The following is a 16,027-nucleotide window of genomic DNA, read 5'->3' as shown; positions in this document are numbered from 1 at the left end:
CTCCCGGCTGCTGGGCCGGCTCCGGCCGGCCTGGCAGATCCTCTGGACACACCATCGATGGGCCTCGATAGCATGCACCAGTCGGCAAGCGCGGTGAGCACGGACAAGCCGCTTCTGTCTCTTCGCAACATCAACATGACCTTCGGCGGCGTCAAAGCACTGAAGAATGTGAGCTTCGAGGTGCGCCCGGGCGAGGTTCATTGCCTCGCCGGAGAGAACGGCTGCGGCAAGAGCACGCTCATCAAGGTGATCACGGGTGTGTATCGCCCCGCGGAAGGGGCGGTGATCGAATATGACGGCGAAACCTATCCACATATGTCGCCGGTTACGGCACAGGACCGCGGCATTCAGGTCATCTGGCAGGATCTTGCGCTTTTCCCGGAAATGAGTGTCGCCGAAAACATCGCCTTTCACGAGGTGCTCGGCGGCCGGCCGCGGCTGGTGGATTACGGCCGCATGCGCAGGATCGCGGTCGATGCGCTGGCCCGCCTCGGCATCACGCTCGACGTCGACCTGCCGCTCAAGGAATATGCGATCGCCCAGCGTCAGATCGTGGCGATTGCCCGGGCGCTGGTCGGTGAGGCGAAGCTGGTCTTCATGGACGAGCCGACCGCATCGCTGACGCAGTCGGAGACGGACCATCTGCTCGAAATCGTCCGCAGCCTGTCCGCCTCCGGGGTGGCGGTCGTCTTCGTCAGCCATCGCCTGGCCGAGGTTTTGGAGATTTCAAGCCGGATCACCGTCTTGCGCGATGGCGCGCTGGTCGGGGTTTATCCGGCCGCCGGCATGACGCAGTCGAAAATAACCGAACTCATGACCGGCAAGACCTTCGATCAGCACGTTCGCGCTCGCCCCAGGGACGATCAGCCGGCCGTTCTCGAGGTTCGCGGCCTCACCAGGCCGGGCGACTTCGAAGACATTTCGCTAACCGTTCGCCGCGGCGAAACGGTCGGCATAACCGGTCTGCTCGGGGCAGGGCGGACCGAGCTCGCGCTCGCCCTCTTCGGCATGCTCAAGCCCGCATCCGGGATGATCAGTATCGATGGCCGGGAGGTCTGCTTCGGCTCGAACCGCGAGGCGATCAGGGCCGGCGTCGCTTATCTGTCGGAGGACCGGTTGTCACTCGGGCTCATCCAGCCGCAGCCGATCGCCGATAATCTGGTTATCGCCTCGCTGCGCAAGATTCTCTCCGGGGGTCTTCTTTCCGAAGACCGCAAACGAAGTCTCGTCTCCCGCTGGATCGCCGATCTCGGCGTCAAGATCGGCCATCAGGCCGACGCGATATCGACGATTTCCGGCGGCAACCAGCAGCGCGTGGCGATCGCCAAATGGCTTGCCACCGATCCCAAGCTGTTGATCCTCGATTCACCCACCGTCGGCGTTGACGTCGGGGCACGGGCCGGGATCTTCGACATCGTCGCAAAGCTCGCTGAGAGCGGGCTTGCGATTATCCTGATCTCGGACGAGGTGCCGGAAGTCTATTTCAACGCCGACCGTGTTCTGCACATGGCGCAGGGCCGAATCGTCGGAACCTATGATCCGCGCCAGTCGCGGCTGGAAGAGATCGAGGCGGCCGTCTATGCGTAGCTTGATCCGCACTCACGCGACGGAATTCTCGCTGCTGGCGGTGATCGTCGTCATCAGTGCCGTGCTCTCCTTCGCCACGGCGAATTTCTTCTCGCTCGGCAACGCTTTCGATCTCCTGAACATCAGCGCCGTCAACATCATCTTCGCTGTCGGCCTCCTGGTGGTGCTGATCGCCGGCGGCATCGACATCTCCTTCGCCGTGGCCGCTTCCGTCGTCCAATACGGCACGGCTATTGCGCTCGGCTGGATCGGCGGCGGCGGTTGGATCTCCGGGCTTCTCATCGCCGGCTCCCTGGGCGTGCTGCTCGGCTGCTTCAACGCCTTTCTGATCCACCGCTTCCGAATCATTTCGATTGTTGCCACGATTTCCACCTTCAACATCTATTTCGGATTGCTGATGTTCTTCACGCGCGGCGTGTCGATCTACGACCTGCCCGACTGGCTGACGGACAGGGTGATCCTTTTCGAGCGTGAAATGCCCGACGGTACCTGGATCGAGATCACGCTTCCGGTTCTCGTCATGGTCGCCTGCGTCATTGCGACATGGACGCTGATCACCCGTACCACGATCGGCCGCCAGCTTTACGCCTTCGGCGATAATCCGGAAGGCGCCCGGCGCTTCGGCATCAATATCGGTGCCATGCAATTCATTGCCTTCGGCTGGCTTGGCCTGATGGCCGGCATCGGCGGTCTCATCCAGGCGCATTATGCTCAGGAAGTCGTGCCGAACGCGCTTTATGGCCGCGAACTCGACGTGCTCGCCGCGGTCGTGCTCGGCGGCGCGCGCCTCGGCGGCGGCAAGGGCACCGTGCTCGGCTGCGTGCTCGGCGTGCTTCTGATTTCGATCACCCAGAACGGTTTGAACCTGATGGGCGTGTCGCCCTTCGCCTTCAAGATGATCATCGGCGCGATCATTCTGGTCGCCATCACACTTTCCAACACGCGGATCGAGCGCCTGCTGCCTTTTGTGGGTCAAAGGGGAACGGGACGATGACCACCTTCTTCGAAAGGATCAAGGCGGCCATAGGGCCCGAAATGGCTGGTCCGGGGCTCGCCTTTATCGCTGTCGTCCTCGTCTTCGGGATCGCCTCGCCTCAATTCTTGAGTGCCGCGACCTTCGGCTCCGTCGCCTTCCAGCTGCCGGAACTCGGCCTCCTGACGCTTGCCATGCTTCTGCCGATCCTGACCGGCGGCCTCAATCTCGCAATTACCTTCACCGCCAACCTTGCCGGATTGACCCTCGCCTGGGTCCTCAAGGCGAACGGAGGAGCCGACGCGGGCTTCGGCATCTTCCTCGTCGGTTCCCTCCTTGCCGTGATGGTCGGTGCGGCAAGCGGAGTCGTCATGGGCCTGGTTATCGCATTTACCCGCGCCCATCCGATCCTCGTCTCCTTGTCGATGATGATCTTCCTGCGCGGCCTTGGCGAATTCCTGACGCGTGGCGGCGACATCTCCGGATTCCCGCCGTTCGTGGGCGTGATCGGCCATGGCTCGATCGCCGGCATTCCCGTGCCGCTGATCGTTTTCATCGTGTGCGTGCTCGCCTGGCATCTGCTTCTCGGCCGCACCAAGCTCGGCTTCAACACCTATATGATCGGCTCGAATCTCGAGGCGACGCGCTATTCAGGCATCAACACGCGCAAGGCGATCGTGCTCGTCTACACGCTCTCCGGCGTCATGTGCGCGATTGCCGGCATCATCATGCTGGCGCGCTTCAATTCGGTGCGCATCGGCCATGGCGAGTCATACCTCCTGATCACGGTGCTCGCGTGCTTCCTCGGCGGCGTCAATCCGTTCGGCGGCTTCGGACGGGTGATCCCCGTCTTCGTCGCGCTGGTGGTGCTGCAGCTTCTCTCGTCCGGGCTCAATCTCATCGGGGCCAACCAGCATCTCGCGACCGCCGTCTGGGGCATCCTTCTCGTCGGCGTGATGATCCTGCGTTGGGCCGTTTCCAGGATCAAGATTTCAATTGTCAGAAGAGGATCATGACGATGCAGGGTTTTGGCGTTCATACGAGCATGTGGACAATGAACTGGGACCGGCCCGGCGCCGAACGCGCGGTAGCGGCCGCGGTCAAATACAAGGTCGATTTCATCGAGATTCCGATGCTCAATCCGCCTGCCGTCGACACGGCGCACACCCGCGCCCTGCTCGAGAAGAATCGTCTGCGCGCGGTCTGCTCGCTCGGCCTGCCCGAGCGGGCCTGGGCCTCGGTTCGGCCCGAGGCGGCGATCGACCATCTGAAAATTGCGATCGACAAGACTGCCGATCTCGGCGGCGAGGCACTGTCGGGCGTCATCTATGGCGGCATCGGCGAGCGCACCGGCGTGCCGCCGACCGTCGAGGAGTATGACAATATCGCCCGCGTGCTGCAGGCGGCGGCCAAGCATGCGAAGTCACGCGGCATCGAACTTGGCGTTGAAGCCGTCAACCGCTATGAGAACCACCTGATCAATACCGGCTGGCAGGCGGTCAAGATGATCGAGCGGGTCGGAGCCGACAACGTCTTCGTGCACCTCGATACCTATCACATGAACATCGAGGAAAAAGGCGTCGGGAAAGGCATTCTCGATGCGCGGGAGCACCTGAAATACATCCATCTTTCCGAGAGCGACCGCGGCACGCCGGGCTATGGCACCTGCGGCTGGGACGAAATCTTCTCGACCCTCGCGGCGATCGGCTTCAAGGGCGGCCTTGCCATGGAAAGCTTCATCAACATGCCGCCGGAAGTGGCTTATGGCCTTGCCGTCTGGCGTCCGGTCGCAAAGGACGAGGAAGAGGTGATGGGCAACGGTCTGCCTTTCCTGCGCAACAAGGCCACCCAGTATGGCCTGATCTGAGGGAAGCTGCAGCGGGGACGGTCGCGGAGAAGAGGCGTGGATGCGATGAACGACCGAGACAGCGGGGCGGCTCCGGTAGCGGTCCTCGACGTTGGCAAGACCAATGTCAAGCTGAGCGCCGTCACAGCCGACGGGACGGTGGTGGAGACGATGAGCGTCCCCAATCCCGTCCTCCCTGGGCCTCCCTGGCGCCACCACGACCTTACCAAGCTGGGCGAATGGGTTTTCGAGACGCTTGCGGCTCTGTCGCGGCGCCATGAACTTGCCGCCGTCGTCGCGGCCGGGCACGGATCGGGCGGCGTTCTGACGGGTGCGGATCCGGGGGCCGGCGACGGTGCGGCGCTTCCGATGGTCGATTACGAGCAGCCATTGCCCCCGGATATCCGCGACGGCTATATCCCGCTTGCCGGTACGTTTCTCGACCGCGGCAGCGCGACCATGCATGGCGCAACCCATCAGGCCCGCCAGCTCTACTGGATGGAGGAGCGCGAACCGGATGCTTTTGGGAAATCTCGCTGGTATCTCGGCCTGCCGCAATATTGGGCTTGGCGGCTTTCCGGCGTCGCCGCGTCGGAAACGAGCTTTCTCGGAGCACAGTCGCATCTCTGGAATGTCGCCGAAGGGCGCTTCTCACCGATCGTTAGTGCCCGCGGCTGGGAGCGGCTGATGCCGCCGTTCTCGAAGGCCTGGCAGACGCTTGGGCCGATCCGGCCCGAACTCGTCCGGAGGTTCGGACTCCCGGCAGAAATGCGGGTCCTCACGGGCGGCCACGACAGCAGCCTCAATCATTATCGCTATCACGCCGCGGGCTTGCGGGATTTCACGGTGATCTCGACGGGCACCTGGATCGTCGGCTTTTCACGTTCGACACCGATCGAGCGCCTCGACGAGCACCGGGGCATGACGCTCAACAGCGACGTTTTCGGCAACCGCCTTGGGGGGATACTCACCATGGGCGGACGGGAATTCTCCCATGTCGCCGGTGCCAATCCGCCAACAGACGACGCCCCGCTCGAGATCCTCGAGCGCCTGGTTGCGCAGCGGACCATCGCGGCTCCCTCCTTCGGCGACGACGACGGTCTCTTCCCCGGCAGCGCCGGAACCGGACGCATCGCCGGGCCTGCAGCCGAGACGGCAATGGAGCGCAAGACCTTGGCGCTCCTCTATTGTGCGCTGCTGACGGTGGAATGCATCGAGACGCTTTCCGCAGATCGCCTTGTGGTGCTCGACGGTAGCTTCCTGCGAGATCGTCTCTATGCCGGCGTCGTTGCGGCATTGCTTCCCGAGCGCCAGGTGCGCTTCAATCTCGATGCCTACGGCGTTGCTGCTGGTGCGGCGCTGCTTGCCGGTCACGAGACGCGCGAGAGGCCGGCGCCGCTTGCCCTCAGCGAGCCGATCGATCTTGCGCGCCTCAATCCCGAACTTTCCCGCTACGCCGCCGAATGGCGCACGCTCGCCCGTGTGGTACCGGGCAACAGAGATAAATTCCGGAACAGGAAAGGAAATCTTCATGGCTGAAACCGACAAGCTGGAACTGCGGCGAGAGATGGTGGACATCTGCCGGCGGATGAATTCGAGCGGCATCAACCAGGGCACGGCCGGCAATCTTTCGCTGCGCACCGACGACGGCTTTCTCATCACACCCTCGTCCATGCCCTATGACACGATGCAGCCGGAAGACCTGGTGGAAATGGCGTTCGACGGCACCTATGTGGGCCATCGCCCCTCATCGGAGTGGCGCTTCCATCGCGACATTCTGCGCGCACGCACCGATATCGACGTGGTTCTGCATTGCCACTCGATCTACGCGACGACACTTGCCTGCCATCACAAGACAATTCCGAGCTTCCACTACATGACGGGGATTGCCGGCGGCACGACGATCCGCTGCGCCGAATACGCGACCTTCGGAACGCAGGCGCTCTCTGACAACGCGCTTATTGCACTCAAGGACCGATTGGCCTGCCTGCTCGGCCAGCACGGTCAGATATCGCTCGGCAAAACGCTGGAACAGGCATTGTGGCTTGCAATCGAGGTGGAGACGCTATCGCGGATCTACGTCCAGGCCCTGACCTTGGGCGAGCCGCCCGTGCTGCCGGACGACGAGATGGAGCGGGTGATCGCCCAGATGCGGCGTATGAGCTATGGCCAGGCGCCGGACGCCGAAGGCGTGAACGACGTGGCGCGTCCGCGCGTGTCATGAGCCGGGCAGAGGGGGGGTGGCCACTCCGCGTGGGTGACCTCCCTCGCCCTTCAGCCGCGGGATCGCCTGCGCCGCTCAACTAGCGTTCGCGGCACTCAAGTTTGAGCTTGTTCAGGGGGCGCTGATTTCCTTCGCGCAGAACGCATCATTCGGCTGGCGCCTAGCCACGGCACTGCAAAAAGGGAACACAGTTACAAGTCGGTCGTAAAGATGCGCTCTCGGGGTGGGTATACGCGTTCGCCGGTGAAAGCCGACCCCTCAATCAATAGCCCTCTTTGCGAGGTCACGAGAATAGCACCTCGGCAAAGCGGTCTGTCAGCCTTGGTATTCGAACTGTTCGTCGGTATTCGGCCGCCCTCCGGGAGTGAGGTCCAAGAGGGTCCACATCGGCTCGACAGTGCCCAAATGTCGTGGATCTTGCCCCGACTCGGCCGGCAAGAACAACAGTTCAGAGGCCCAGCTCAACCTAATTAACCCATCCGCACCTTTGTGGAACACGGTAAGGATCGGCAATTGCTGGCCCTCCGCGTCCTCGCCGTGGTAGTCGCGTTTGAAGCTATTGTTCGCGGCAGAAAGGAGCTTCAGACTGCGCCAGCCCCGATGAGTCGCAAAGGCCGCAACCTGCTCTATCGGCGCCTTTGCAACAGCCGCGATGTTTGCTCCCAGACCCTCTACGTGCGGCACCGCTCCCTCCCAATTGTCGAGTAGGGCAGTACAAGATGGGCACGGCCCGTCTTCAATCGGCAGCTCTGCCATCGGCCCGCTGCTCGGTTTGGGCCGCTTGTCGCTGCGATGGCGAGGGAACATATAATGGTAGAGGATCAAGACATCGGTACCGGGCCGAAACAGTTCGGAGAGCCGCACCTTCGCCGATGTCCCCTTTCCGTCAATGTGGTCGAATTCATAGTCCTCGGGAACGACCCCGCCCGGGGGGAGTGCTCGGATCTCTGCGGCCACCGATTCCATTTCGCGCCTGAGTGCTGCTTCGCGCTGCAGTAGCTTGTCGCGAGCGGTGCGATATTTTGAACTTTCGTTCGGAAACGTTATGCCCATGGAACCACTCCATTGAAGCGATGAGCCGGAGTGTAACACAGCTTAGGGAGTCCCGCTCCGCCGGCTGGACGGTTGGCCGGACGGCCGTCGTGCCGCAATACTGCCGTCGAGACCGTTCAGCACCTCCGGCGCCCAATTTGCTTAGTTCGTCCTTCTAAGATCGCATAGGTATCTAGGAAAGCGCTGCTCGTTTCGCGCAGGTTCTAAAATGACGATAACCACTGCTCGGTGTTCATAACCTTCACTTGAACTGAGAAGCGCTTGCTGAGAAGTTCCAGGGACGCATCGTGCGTTTGATCCGTCGCACTACATACCGCGTCCTTCAGCAGGATAACCTTATAGCCGAGATCGATAGCCCCAAGCGTCGCGGCCAGCACGCAGATGTCCGTCTCGCCTCCTGTTACGACCAGTGTCCCGATATCCTGATGAAGTAAGGCGCTATGCAGGCGCCCATTCGTCCAGGGCGAATAGGTCCTTTTGTCAAAAATGCGCGCTGGCGGAACCAATCTTTTCAGGTCCGGAACTAGATCCACCAGAACCGGATCAAGTTGGGTGGTCGTCATCATCGGCCATTTCTCGTAGTACGCCCGCCACATGCCTGGCAGTTCCTCAGGAGCGGACGGCGGCACAAAACGCGTGAATATCGTGCGCTCCGGAAACCGGGCTGCAATTTCAACAACCTGGTCGAATACCTTCGGCATCCAGGTAACTTGCCAAGGAGTATCCTCGGCGAACATGCGCTGCATATCTATGCACAGATGCTTCCATTTTTCTGGATTCATTGCGTACGCCGCGTCCTTATTCTGAGAGCGAGCCTGAGAGCGAACATGATGGTAAGAACTCCGACAGAGGAGTGGAGTTCCAGCTCTCACGGACTGGCCAGGTGCGCGGAAGGTGCACAGATTGCCGTGCGGCTGCGTTGGCAATCGATGGAGCTGGCACACTCGAGTCGTTGCCCAAGAGGATCCCGATCTGCAACGTCTATCGAACAGGTTGCGAAATGAGACTGCCACCTATCGGTTTTTGGCGGCTCTAAGTAGGGAAATGCCCCAATGCTGTAGAACAGGCCAGACACATCCTCGGCTCTGATCTCTGGACGCGATCCGCGTCCTCTTGGTCAGCAACCATTCCAGGCCCGCGGTTTGGAGATTAGTACCGACGAGATCAGGGGCAATGCACAATTTCACTGTCACCGTCACAGAAGAAATCGAGGCCGAAGCGGCCGAGGAAGCTGCCTTGCTCATGTATCAGGAGCCGGCCAATGGACGGCACCCCCTACGCTATTCAGTCACGGATGAAACGAGGGTTGTGACCAAGCTCACGCTGGACCGGGAGAAAGCAGATGAGTTTGCCGATACGGATCACACTGAAGACCCCGGTAACTGGTAGCGCGTCAACACGAATAGTTCGATTCGGACCTCGAGTGGCCGGGCGATCAGAAGGAAAATCTATCGTCTAAGAGTGTTCTTCGCGATGTGCATACGGTCTCCGTAGTTTCCGCCGATATTTCGCTACACGATAAAGCGAAATATCGGAGTCAGGCTTGGCCAAGCTGCCTCAATGTTGACCTTTGGCTAAGCTTGCGAAACAGCCGTCCGCTCACGAGGGCCAAGCGGAATCTAGAATGATCGAGCAGAAGTTTACTCGCTTAAAATTTGGGTCTCTCAGCGCCAGGACGTCAGCCTTGACGTTCCCAAAGGTTGTTTCGGGCTTCATTTCGATGCCTTCTGCGAAGTGATCGATAATGCTTTCCTTGAAATTCTCTTCACGCGGATGGCAGGCGCAAACGTCATGCCGATGTTCGTGCGAGAACACATGATAGTTGATGCCGAGGACGTCCATCTCCACGCCCGCTGTGACCAGCGCGATCGTCGGACGCATGTGCTCGGGAATGCCGGGTGTGGTGTGGAGCGCGATAGCGGTCCAAACTTCTTCGATATCCCGCTCGGAAACGCCGTAGCTCTTCATGAAATCCCGGGCAGCATTTGCGCCGTCGACCTCGAAGCGCAAACTTGGACTGGAGTGGCGTTCTGTCAGACCCATATCGTGGAACATGGCGCCCAAATAGAGAAGTTCGGGGTCATATTCGAGACGCAGGCGCTTGCCGGTCAGTGCACCCCAAAAGAAGACACGGCGGCTATGATTGTAAAGGAGATTGTCCTGCGTATCGCGGACCAGTTGGGTCGCGGCGCGAGCGATTTCACTGTCGGGAACACGGATACCGGCGATGATCTCGGTCATTTCTGACTCCTCATAGGTAGAGCTCCGCCGTGGCGTGAATAGACACGCAAAAGAGCCCTGGTTGCATTTGGTAAGATCGCGCCCTAAGGGTTTTACGGCTGCAGCGCGATCCTAGGCAGTTGTACGCGCTCGTAGGTCGACGTCGCAACTCGCCGCATTCGCCGGATCAGGACAAGCATACGTCGATTCTCGCCAGAACGATCGCGGAACCATGGCTGTTACGAGGGTTGCTATCGCTATTCACGAGGGTGTCCAGGCTCTCGATGTCGCTGGACCGATCGACGTGTTCGCCGAGGCCAACACCTATATTGCGCCAGAAAATCGCTATGAGACTGTTGTAGTGGCGGCCCATAGGAATCCTTTGCGAGCGTCGAACAACATGTTGATGATAGCGGACCTGGCGTTCGAGGACGTGTCGGGCGATTTAGACATTCTGCTCGTCGCTGGCGGCCCAGCCTTGCCGGACGGAGAGCCTAGTCACCCCTTGGTCGAATGGCTGGCGTTAGCTCCATCTCTCGCAATCACCTACGGATCGATCTGTACGGGGGCATTTGCTTTGGGACACGCGGGATTGCTCGATGGGCGGCGCGTCACCACGCATTGGCAAAATGCCGGCACGCTCGCGGCAAGGTTTCCGGCCGCACAGGTTGAACCGGATGCCATCTATGTGCGTGACGGGCGCCTTGTCACATCTGCCGGCGTGACGGCTGGAATTGATCTGGCGCTGGCACTGGTACAGGAAAGCCACGGAGCAGAAATTGCACTGGTCGTCGCCAAGCGACTGATCGTAGTTGCTCAACGGCAAGGGGGGCAATCCCAGTTTAGCCCCTATCTCACCGCACCGAATGATCCCTTATCGCCGGTAGCAAGAGTTCAAGATCATGTGATGGCGAATATCCGGGAGCGCCACACGCTTGAATCTCTCGCCGCTCAAGTGGGGATGAGCGCCCGCAACTTTGCCCGGCATTTTGTGCAGACGACCGCCATGACACCTCATGAATTCGTGGAGCGCGCACGCATTGACTCAGCCCGCAACCTTCTCGAGGGGAGCGATCGCCAGCTGAAGGCCATCGCCTATGACTGCGGTTTCGGCACCGCCGACAGGATGCGGATCGTCTTCCGCGAGCGCCTCGGCGTGACCCCGGCTCAGTATCGTTCCAGCTTCCGGCGCGCTGAAGCCAGTTAGGCCGCCGTTCCGACCGCGATCGCGGCCGCGCTGGGAGATCCCACCGTGCGGCCGCGCGAAGCACCGTGTCTCACGCGACGCAAACCAGGCGGTCCGCCTCCTTGGCCCCGGCAAGCCCGCCCCGCATCGCAAAGGCACCCTGGGTCACCTGGGTGGCCATGATCTTCAACTGGTCGGCAATTGCCACGTCGCTCGGCCCGCCATCGGGAGAGAAACGGCAGGTAAGACTGTTGATGCCGACGCCGAGTGGGGTCGGCCAACCTCGCAGGGCATGGACGATGGAGCGCAACGCTACAAGCGTCGTGCCGGCGGCCTGCGGGCCGTAGGCGCATGTGATGCAACCGACCGCCCGTCCATCGAGATAGGCCGCCGCGTCGTTGCGCATGTCCTCCGTATAGTCGAGCGCGTTCTTCACCAATCCCGATATGCTGCCGTGGTAGGCGGGCGAGGCGATGACGATCCCGTCAGCGGCGCGCAGCGCGGCTATCAATTCCCGCGCCTCGGCGGTGCGGTGCGGTACCTCTGGTGCATACATCGGCATCATTAGCGACGGGCCGTTGAAAAGTAACGTATGAGCGCCGGCCTTCTCCGCCTCCTTAAGGGCATAACGCAGTGCAAGCTCTGTCGATGATCCCTCGCGTGTGGTGCCCCCCAAGCCGACCACCAGCGGGGCATCAGAGTTCCTGTTAGTTGGCTCTCCAGCCATCGCAAATCCTCCCGTGCTGTACTGAAACGAAGTCTACGGGCGGCGGTAAGGGCTGTGCAGACTAGGATAATCGGGGTGTCATAACCCGCCGTTATCGCCGCGGGGCTATCGGGCGAGATTGTTGTAGCCGATGCCGACTTGACGGAAAGCTTTGGCAAGCCCGGCCGCAAGCGGGGTTAGCGGCACGCCGGCGCGGCTCACAAGGCCGACCGTGGTGTGCGAACCGCCTTCGGCGAGGGCTAGGCCTACGATCCGATCCCGGATCAGCGGATGAGTGAGACAGCTTTTCGGCAGAGCGGCCACAAGATCCGTGGAGGGCAGAATGTCCAGCACTGCCGAGAAGGATTCGCAAGTCAGAAGCACTCGCGGCGGCGGGGCGCCATGGTCGGTGAAATACTGGTTCATCAAAGCCATGAAAGTCGGCTGATCGTTGGTGAAAAGCCAATCCGCTCCGGCAAGATCCTTCAAGGACGTGGCGTCTGAAAGGGGGTGTCCGGCCCGCACGACCGGGACGATGCTGTTCTCGAAAAGCGGCTCGATCGTCAAATCCGGGGCGATCGAGGTCGGGGACACGCCGCCGACCGCAAAATCGAACTCGCCTTGCCGTACACCGCCGATCAGCCTGTCGAGCAGTCCATCGGATATGCGGACATTGACATTGGGGTTCTTTTTCCAGAAGCGTTGCAGGGCATGTGAGGCCATCAGCATCGCAGCGATCGCCGAGATGCCGACAGCGACTTTGCCGCCCTTGGAGCCCACCATCTGGCTGATCTCCTCCTGAGCACGGGAAAATTCCGTGTCGATGATGCGGGCACGATGGAGGAAGGCGCGGCCGAACTCGGTCGGTGAGCTACCATGCGCCGAGCGGGTGTAGAGCGGGACGCTGAGGATTTCCTCGAGCTCCTGAATCGTCTTCGAAAGTGCCGGCTGCGATACGTTGAGGCGCAGGGCGGCCGTTCGAATGCTGCCGGTGTCGGCAACCGCCAGAAATGCTCTGACGTGACGAAGCTGTATCATCCGATCCTCCTGGATTCCCCGCGCTGAGTACTAGAGCTTCGCCTCAAGAAATCTCAGCAGGCGCGCCGTGAAGAAGCCGGAAAAGCTGCCCGCCTCCTCGAGCGGGTCTGAGATCCAGTAATGGGAGGCAGACTGAACCGGCACGCTGCGCACGAAAATGCCCGCCTGTTTGAGGGCGAGCACGAAAGCTTCGCTCTGGCTTGCGGGGTCGACCACGTCGTCGCTCGTTCCCCAGGCAACGAGAAAGCCGGTGTCCTTTCGGGTTGCCGAAATATGCGATAGGGGAGACGCATCGAAATAGGGGCGTCGGTCATCAACGAGACGCTCCCCCAGGAAGCCTTCGACGATGTGGTCGTCAAAGCGCACGCGCTGGTCATGCTGCCATTGGGCGGCAAGGTCGAAAATACCGTAGACCGGGATGCACGCCTTGACGCCGGCGTTCCAGCGGTCGAGGTCTCCGTTCGGCGAAATGCTCCTGAAGAGAGGCAGGTCCCCGGCGAGCGCCACCAGTGCGGCGAGATGTGCCCCCGACGAGTCTCCCAGCAGCGCGATCCGCCTGCTGTCGAGGCCCAAATTTTCTGCCGCGGCGCGGATGAACTGAACTGCCGCCCTGACGTCGTGCACGGCCGCCGGATAGGTGGGCGAGCCATTCCCTGAAAGGCGGTACCTCGGTGCGAAGACGGCGTAACCCCGTGCGGCGAGGTAAGGAGCGATATGCCGGTAGTTGGCTGTCGAAGCCAGCCGCCAACCGCCACCGTGAACGGCAATGATCGTCGCAAGGCCGCCCTTTCCGCGGGGCCGGTAGAGCATTCCCGACAGCGGCGTTCCGCCCCTTTCAACGAAGTCGAGCGTGGTTACCTCGACCGCATGTTCACTAATCTGCCCGTCCGCATCTGGATACATTTTTCGGTTTCCTAATGAGCATTTGTATGCTTAGCATAATGTATGACAAAAAACTATTCGCTGGAATTATCACTGACGATGAGCCGACGAACGTGCCGAAACTGCTCGGTTTATCAACAATTTCAGTATCTTCGGAGCGGGTTGCCAGCCTCTGTTACGGAAGGCGGCAATAACCGTTGTCTATCACCAGACTCTAATTTGCATCTGCCTCAGGGCAATTCGTTTTGGCAGACTTCCTCAGCTTCAAACGACAGCAGGGAGGATGTTCGAACGTGAAACACCACTTTCTTCACATAGGAGATGTAGAGCTCGAATGGCACGAAATGGGGGAGGGTGCTCCGGTTCTCTATCTCCACGGAGTCCAGGGCTTCTTTCCGGATGATGCTTTTGCGGCGGAGCTCGCCAAGACGCGCCGTCTCATCGTCCCTTCCCATCCCGGGTTCGGAAAATCCTCCCTCCCTGACTGGCTGGATTGCGTAACCGACGTCGCCCATGTGCATTTTGCGCTGCTCGATTACCTCGGGCTCAATGAGGTGGATGTGATCGGTTGCTCTGTCGGCGGCTGGATCGCTGCGGAGATGGGCACCATGTCGCCGGAACGCTTCGGCCGTGTCGTGCTCGTGGCGCCGATCGGTATCAAGGTCGGCCCAGTCGACCGCCTCGACGTGCCTGACATTTTCGCCATGCCCCAAGTGGAGGTCACCCGGCTCTTCTATCACGATGTCGCGAAACACGGTTTCGATCCCTCGGCCTATACGGATGAGAAGCTCGCCGCAATCGTGCGCAACCGCGAGACGCTGGCGCTCCTGACCTGGGAGCCCTACATGCACAATCCCAAGCTGCGCCATCGACTCTATCGGTTGGCCTCGGCGACGCTCGTCCTTCGCGGAAGCTCCGACGGTTTCGTCTCGGCGGACTATGCGAATTCCTTTGGCGCCCTCATCGCGAACGCCTCGGTCGAGACGATCGAAGCCGCAGGCCACAACCTCGCCGAAGAACGGCCGGAGGTGCTCGCTGCACGCGTGGCGGCCTTTCTAGCTGAGCCCCAGACAACCAAAAGCCTTTGGAGGAACGCGGGATGAGAGCCTGGTTCTTCAGCGAAAACGCCTATCCGGACCTGCCGCCCGAAACCGAATATGAGTCCATCCGGGTGACCCTGCCCAACCATCTCTACGACCCGAAGAAGGGTGCTGCCCTCTACGACCGTTACATTGCCGAATGGCTGGTCGCAGAGGAAGAGGGGCTGGACATCATGCTCAACGAGCATCACCAGACCCCCACCTGCGTCGACCCGGCGGCGCCGTTGGTCCTGGCTGCCCTTGCAAGGCTCACCTCCAAGGCGCGCCTGCTGCTCCTCGGCAATCCGATCTCGAACCGTCGCGATCCCGTTCGTGTTGCCGAGGAAATGGCGTTGGCAGATATCCTCTCGCACGGCCGCCTGGAAGTCGGTTTCGTCAGGGGCGTGCCCTACGAACTGGCCGCGGCAAACAGCAATCCGGTGCGTACCAATGAACGGCATTGGGAGGCGCTTGACCTCATCATCAAAGCCTGGGCGACCCGCGACGGGCCCTTCAGCCATGAAGGGCGTTTCTTCCACCATCGCAATGTCAACATCTGGCCGCGACCCTATCAGGATCCGCACCCGCCGGTCTGGGTCAGCGCTACCAGCCCGGGCGGCGCGGCGCGGGTCGGTTCACGTGGCTTCGTCCAGGCGACCTTCCTGACCGGTTTCGGCGGCACGCCGAGGGTCTACGAATCCTATCGTCAGGGGTGGCGCGAAGCTGGCCGGGGCGAAGTCACACCCATCCACCGGCTCGCCTATGCGCCACTCCTCTATACGAGCCCGGATCCGGCTCGAGCCCGTGCAGGGGCCGAGCAGTTGCTCTGGTATCTCAAGGCCAACAAGGTGCCGGTCCATTACAAGAACCCGCCGGGCTATGTGCCAGTCGATGTCAATGTCCGGTTCCTGCGCGGTGCCATGCCTCAACTGGCAGCATCGATCAAAGACCTGAGCGTCGAAAAGGCAATCGAAGCCGGCATCATGTTTGCGGGCACGCCGGATCAGGTCTTCGACCAGGTCAAGCAATTCTACGGCAAAGTCGGCGGTTTCGGTCACATGCTGCTGATGGGACAAGCCGGCTTCCTGAACCATGAGGACACTGTTCATGGCATCCGCACCTTTGCACGCGAAGTCTATCCGAGACTGAAGGAGGCGTTTCCGGACGACGCAGCATCCGGCATCGAGCAGGAGCGAGCTCAAGCCATCGTACGTTGATCAACGGGGGGCCGCA

The 16,027-nt window shown here is 61.1% G+C and carries 16 protein-coding genes; 10 read left to right on the top strand and 6 right to left on the bottom strand.

Annotated elements, in window-relative coordinates:
* The first annotated feature begins 57 nt into the window (after window positions 1–57).
* The 6 genes from M1D34_RS23450 to M1D34_RS23425 are packed head-to-tail and all read left to right on the top strand — an operon-like array spanning window position 58 to window position 6,630.
* On the top strand, window positions 58–1,587 hold the full coding sequence (locus M1D34_RS23450; protein WP_498782456.1) for a sugar ABC transporter ATP-binding protein: 1,530 nt from the start codon (window positions 58–60) through the stop codon (window positions 1,585–1,587).
* A complete protein-coding gene (locus tag M1D34_RS23445) occupies window positions 1,580–2,581 on the top strand; it encodes an ABC transporter permease (protein ID WP_498782454.1) in 1,002 nt (333 codons plus the stop codon). Before M1D34_RS23450 ends, M1D34_RS23445 begins: the two co-directional genes overlap by 8 nt.
* Window positions 2,578–3,576 (top strand): ABC transporter permease, encoded by a 999-nt coding sequence (locus tag M1D34_RS23440; RefSeq protein WP_498782452.1) that lies wholly within the window; start codon window positions 2,578–2,580, stop codon window positions 3,574–3,576. Before M1D34_RS23445 ends, M1D34_RS23440 begins: the two co-directional genes overlap by 4 nt.
* A gap of 2 nt (window positions 3,577–3,578) precedes the next feature.
* Window positions 3,579–4,427 carry a sugar phosphate isomerase/epimerase family protein gene (locus M1D34_RS23435; protein WP_498784365.1) on the top strand — a complete coding sequence of 283 codons (849 nt, stop codon included), beginning with the start codon at window positions 3,579–3,581 and terminating at the stop codon, window positions 4,425–4,427.
* Between the two features lie 45 nt (window positions 4,428–4,472).
* Complete coding sequence (locus M1D34_RS23430) at window positions 4,473–5,945, top strand: FGGY family carbohydrate kinase (RefSeq protein ID WP_498782450.1); 1,473 nt, start codon at window positions 4,473–4,475, stop codon at window positions 5,943–5,945.
* On the top strand, window positions 5,938–6,630 hold the full coding sequence (locus M1D34_RS23425; RefSeq protein ID WP_498782448.1) for a class II aldolase/adducin family protein: 693 nt from the start codon (window positions 5,938–5,940) through the stop codon (window positions 6,628–6,630). Before M1D34_RS23430 ends, M1D34_RS23425 begins: the two co-directional genes overlap by 8 nt.
* Before the next feature lie 315 nt (window positions 6,631–6,945).
* On the opposite strand, the gene M1D34_RS23420 is transcribed toward M1D34_RS23425, so the two are convergent.
* Together M1D34_RS23420 and M1D34_RS23415 are read right to left on the bottom strand one after the other, a co-directional pair.
* The gene (locus M1D34_RS23420) at window positions 6,946–7,683 is read right to left on the bottom strand and encodes a DUF899 family protein (RefSeq protein WP_498782446.1); all 738 of its coding nucleotides are present in this window, start codon (window positions 7,681–7,683) and stop codon (window positions 6,946–6,948) included.
* Between the two features lie 203 nt (window positions 7,684–7,886).
* Window positions 7,887–8,465, bottom strand: a complete 579-nt coding sequence (locus M1D34_RS23415) for a cysteine hydrolase family protein (protein ID WP_498782444.1) — start codon at window positions 8,463–8,465, stop codon at window positions 7,887–7,889.
* A 391-nt stretch (window positions 8,466–8,856) separates the two neighbouring features.
* On the opposite strand from M1D34_RS23415, the gene M1D34_RS23410 reads away from it, so the two are divergent.
* Window positions 8,857–9,072, top strand: a complete 216-nt coding sequence (locus tag M1D34_RS23410; protein ID WP_498782442.1) for a hypothetical protein — start codon at window positions 8,857–8,859, stop codon at window positions 9,070–9,072.
* A gap of 210 nt (window positions 9,073–9,282) precedes the next feature.
* Here the strand turns inward: M1D34_RS23410 and M1D34_RS23405 are convergent, their stop codons facing one another.
* Window positions 9,283–9,924 (bottom strand): HD domain-containing protein, encoded by a 642-nt coding sequence (locus tag M1D34_RS23405; RefSeq protein WP_498782440.1) that lies wholly within the window; start codon window positions 9,922–9,924, stop codon window positions 9,283–9,285.
* Window positions 9,925–10,135: 211 nt separating this feature from the next.
* Between M1D34_RS23405 and M1D34_RS23400 the strand changes: the two genes are divergently transcribed.
* Window positions 10,136–11,110: a GlxA family transcriptional regulator gene (locus M1D34_RS23400; RefSeq protein ID WP_498782438.1), complete on the top strand. Its 975-nt coding sequence runs from the start codon at window positions 10,136–10,138 to the stop codon at window positions 11,108–11,110.
* 70 nt (window positions 11,111–11,180) lie between these two features.
* Here M1D34_RS23400 and M1D34_RS23395 read toward each other — a convergent pair whose 3' ends face one another.
* The 3 genes from M1D34_RS23395 to M1D34_RS23385 all read right to left on the bottom strand — a co-directional run bounded on the left by M1D34_RS23395 (window position 11,181) and on the right by M1D34_RS23385 (window position 13,736).
* Window positions 11,181–11,816, bottom strand: a complete 636-nt coding sequence (locus tag M1D34_RS23395; protein ID WP_498782436.1) for an NADPH-dependent FMN reductase — start codon at window positions 11,814–11,816, stop codon at window positions 11,181–11,183.
* 105 nt (window positions 11,817–11,921) lie between these two features.
* A complete protein-coding gene (locus M1D34_RS23390) occupies window positions 11,922–12,833 on the bottom strand; it encodes a LysR substrate-binding domain-containing protein (RefSeq protein WP_498782434.1) in 912 nt (303 codons plus the stop codon).
* 30 nt (window positions 12,834–12,863) lie between these two features.
* Window positions 12,864–13,736 (bottom strand): alpha/beta hydrolase fold domain-containing protein, encoded by an 873-nt coding sequence (locus tag M1D34_RS23385; RefSeq protein WP_498782432.1) that lies wholly within the window; start codon window positions 13,734–13,736, stop codon window positions 12,864–12,866.
* Between the two features lie 272 nt (window positions 13,737–14,008).
* Here M1D34_RS23385 and M1D34_RS23380 point away from each other — a divergent pair, with 272 nt between their 5' ends.
* Both M1D34_RS23380 and M1D34_RS23375 read left to right on the top strand, forming a co-directional pair.
* Window positions 14,009–14,818 (top strand): alpha/beta fold hydrolase, encoded by an 810-nt coding sequence (locus tag M1D34_RS23380; RefSeq protein WP_498782430.1) that lies wholly within the window; start codon window positions 14,009–14,011, stop codon window positions 14,816–14,818.
* Window positions 14,815–16,011 carry an LLM class flavin-dependent oxidoreductase gene (locus M1D34_RS23375; protein WP_498782428.1) on the top strand — a complete coding sequence of 399 codons (1,197 nt, stop codon included), beginning with the start codon at window positions 14,815–14,817 and terminating at the stop codon, window positions 16,009–16,011. The genes M1D34_RS23380 and M1D34_RS23375 overlap by 4 nt, the downstream gene beginning before the upstream one ends.
* Window positions 16,012–16,027: the final 16 nt, after the last annotated feature.

It is taken from the genome of Ensifer sp. D2-11 (assembly GCF_054161295.1).
Note: the sequence above shows the minus strand (reverse complement) of the source record. Positions and strands in the feature narration are given on the sequence as shown.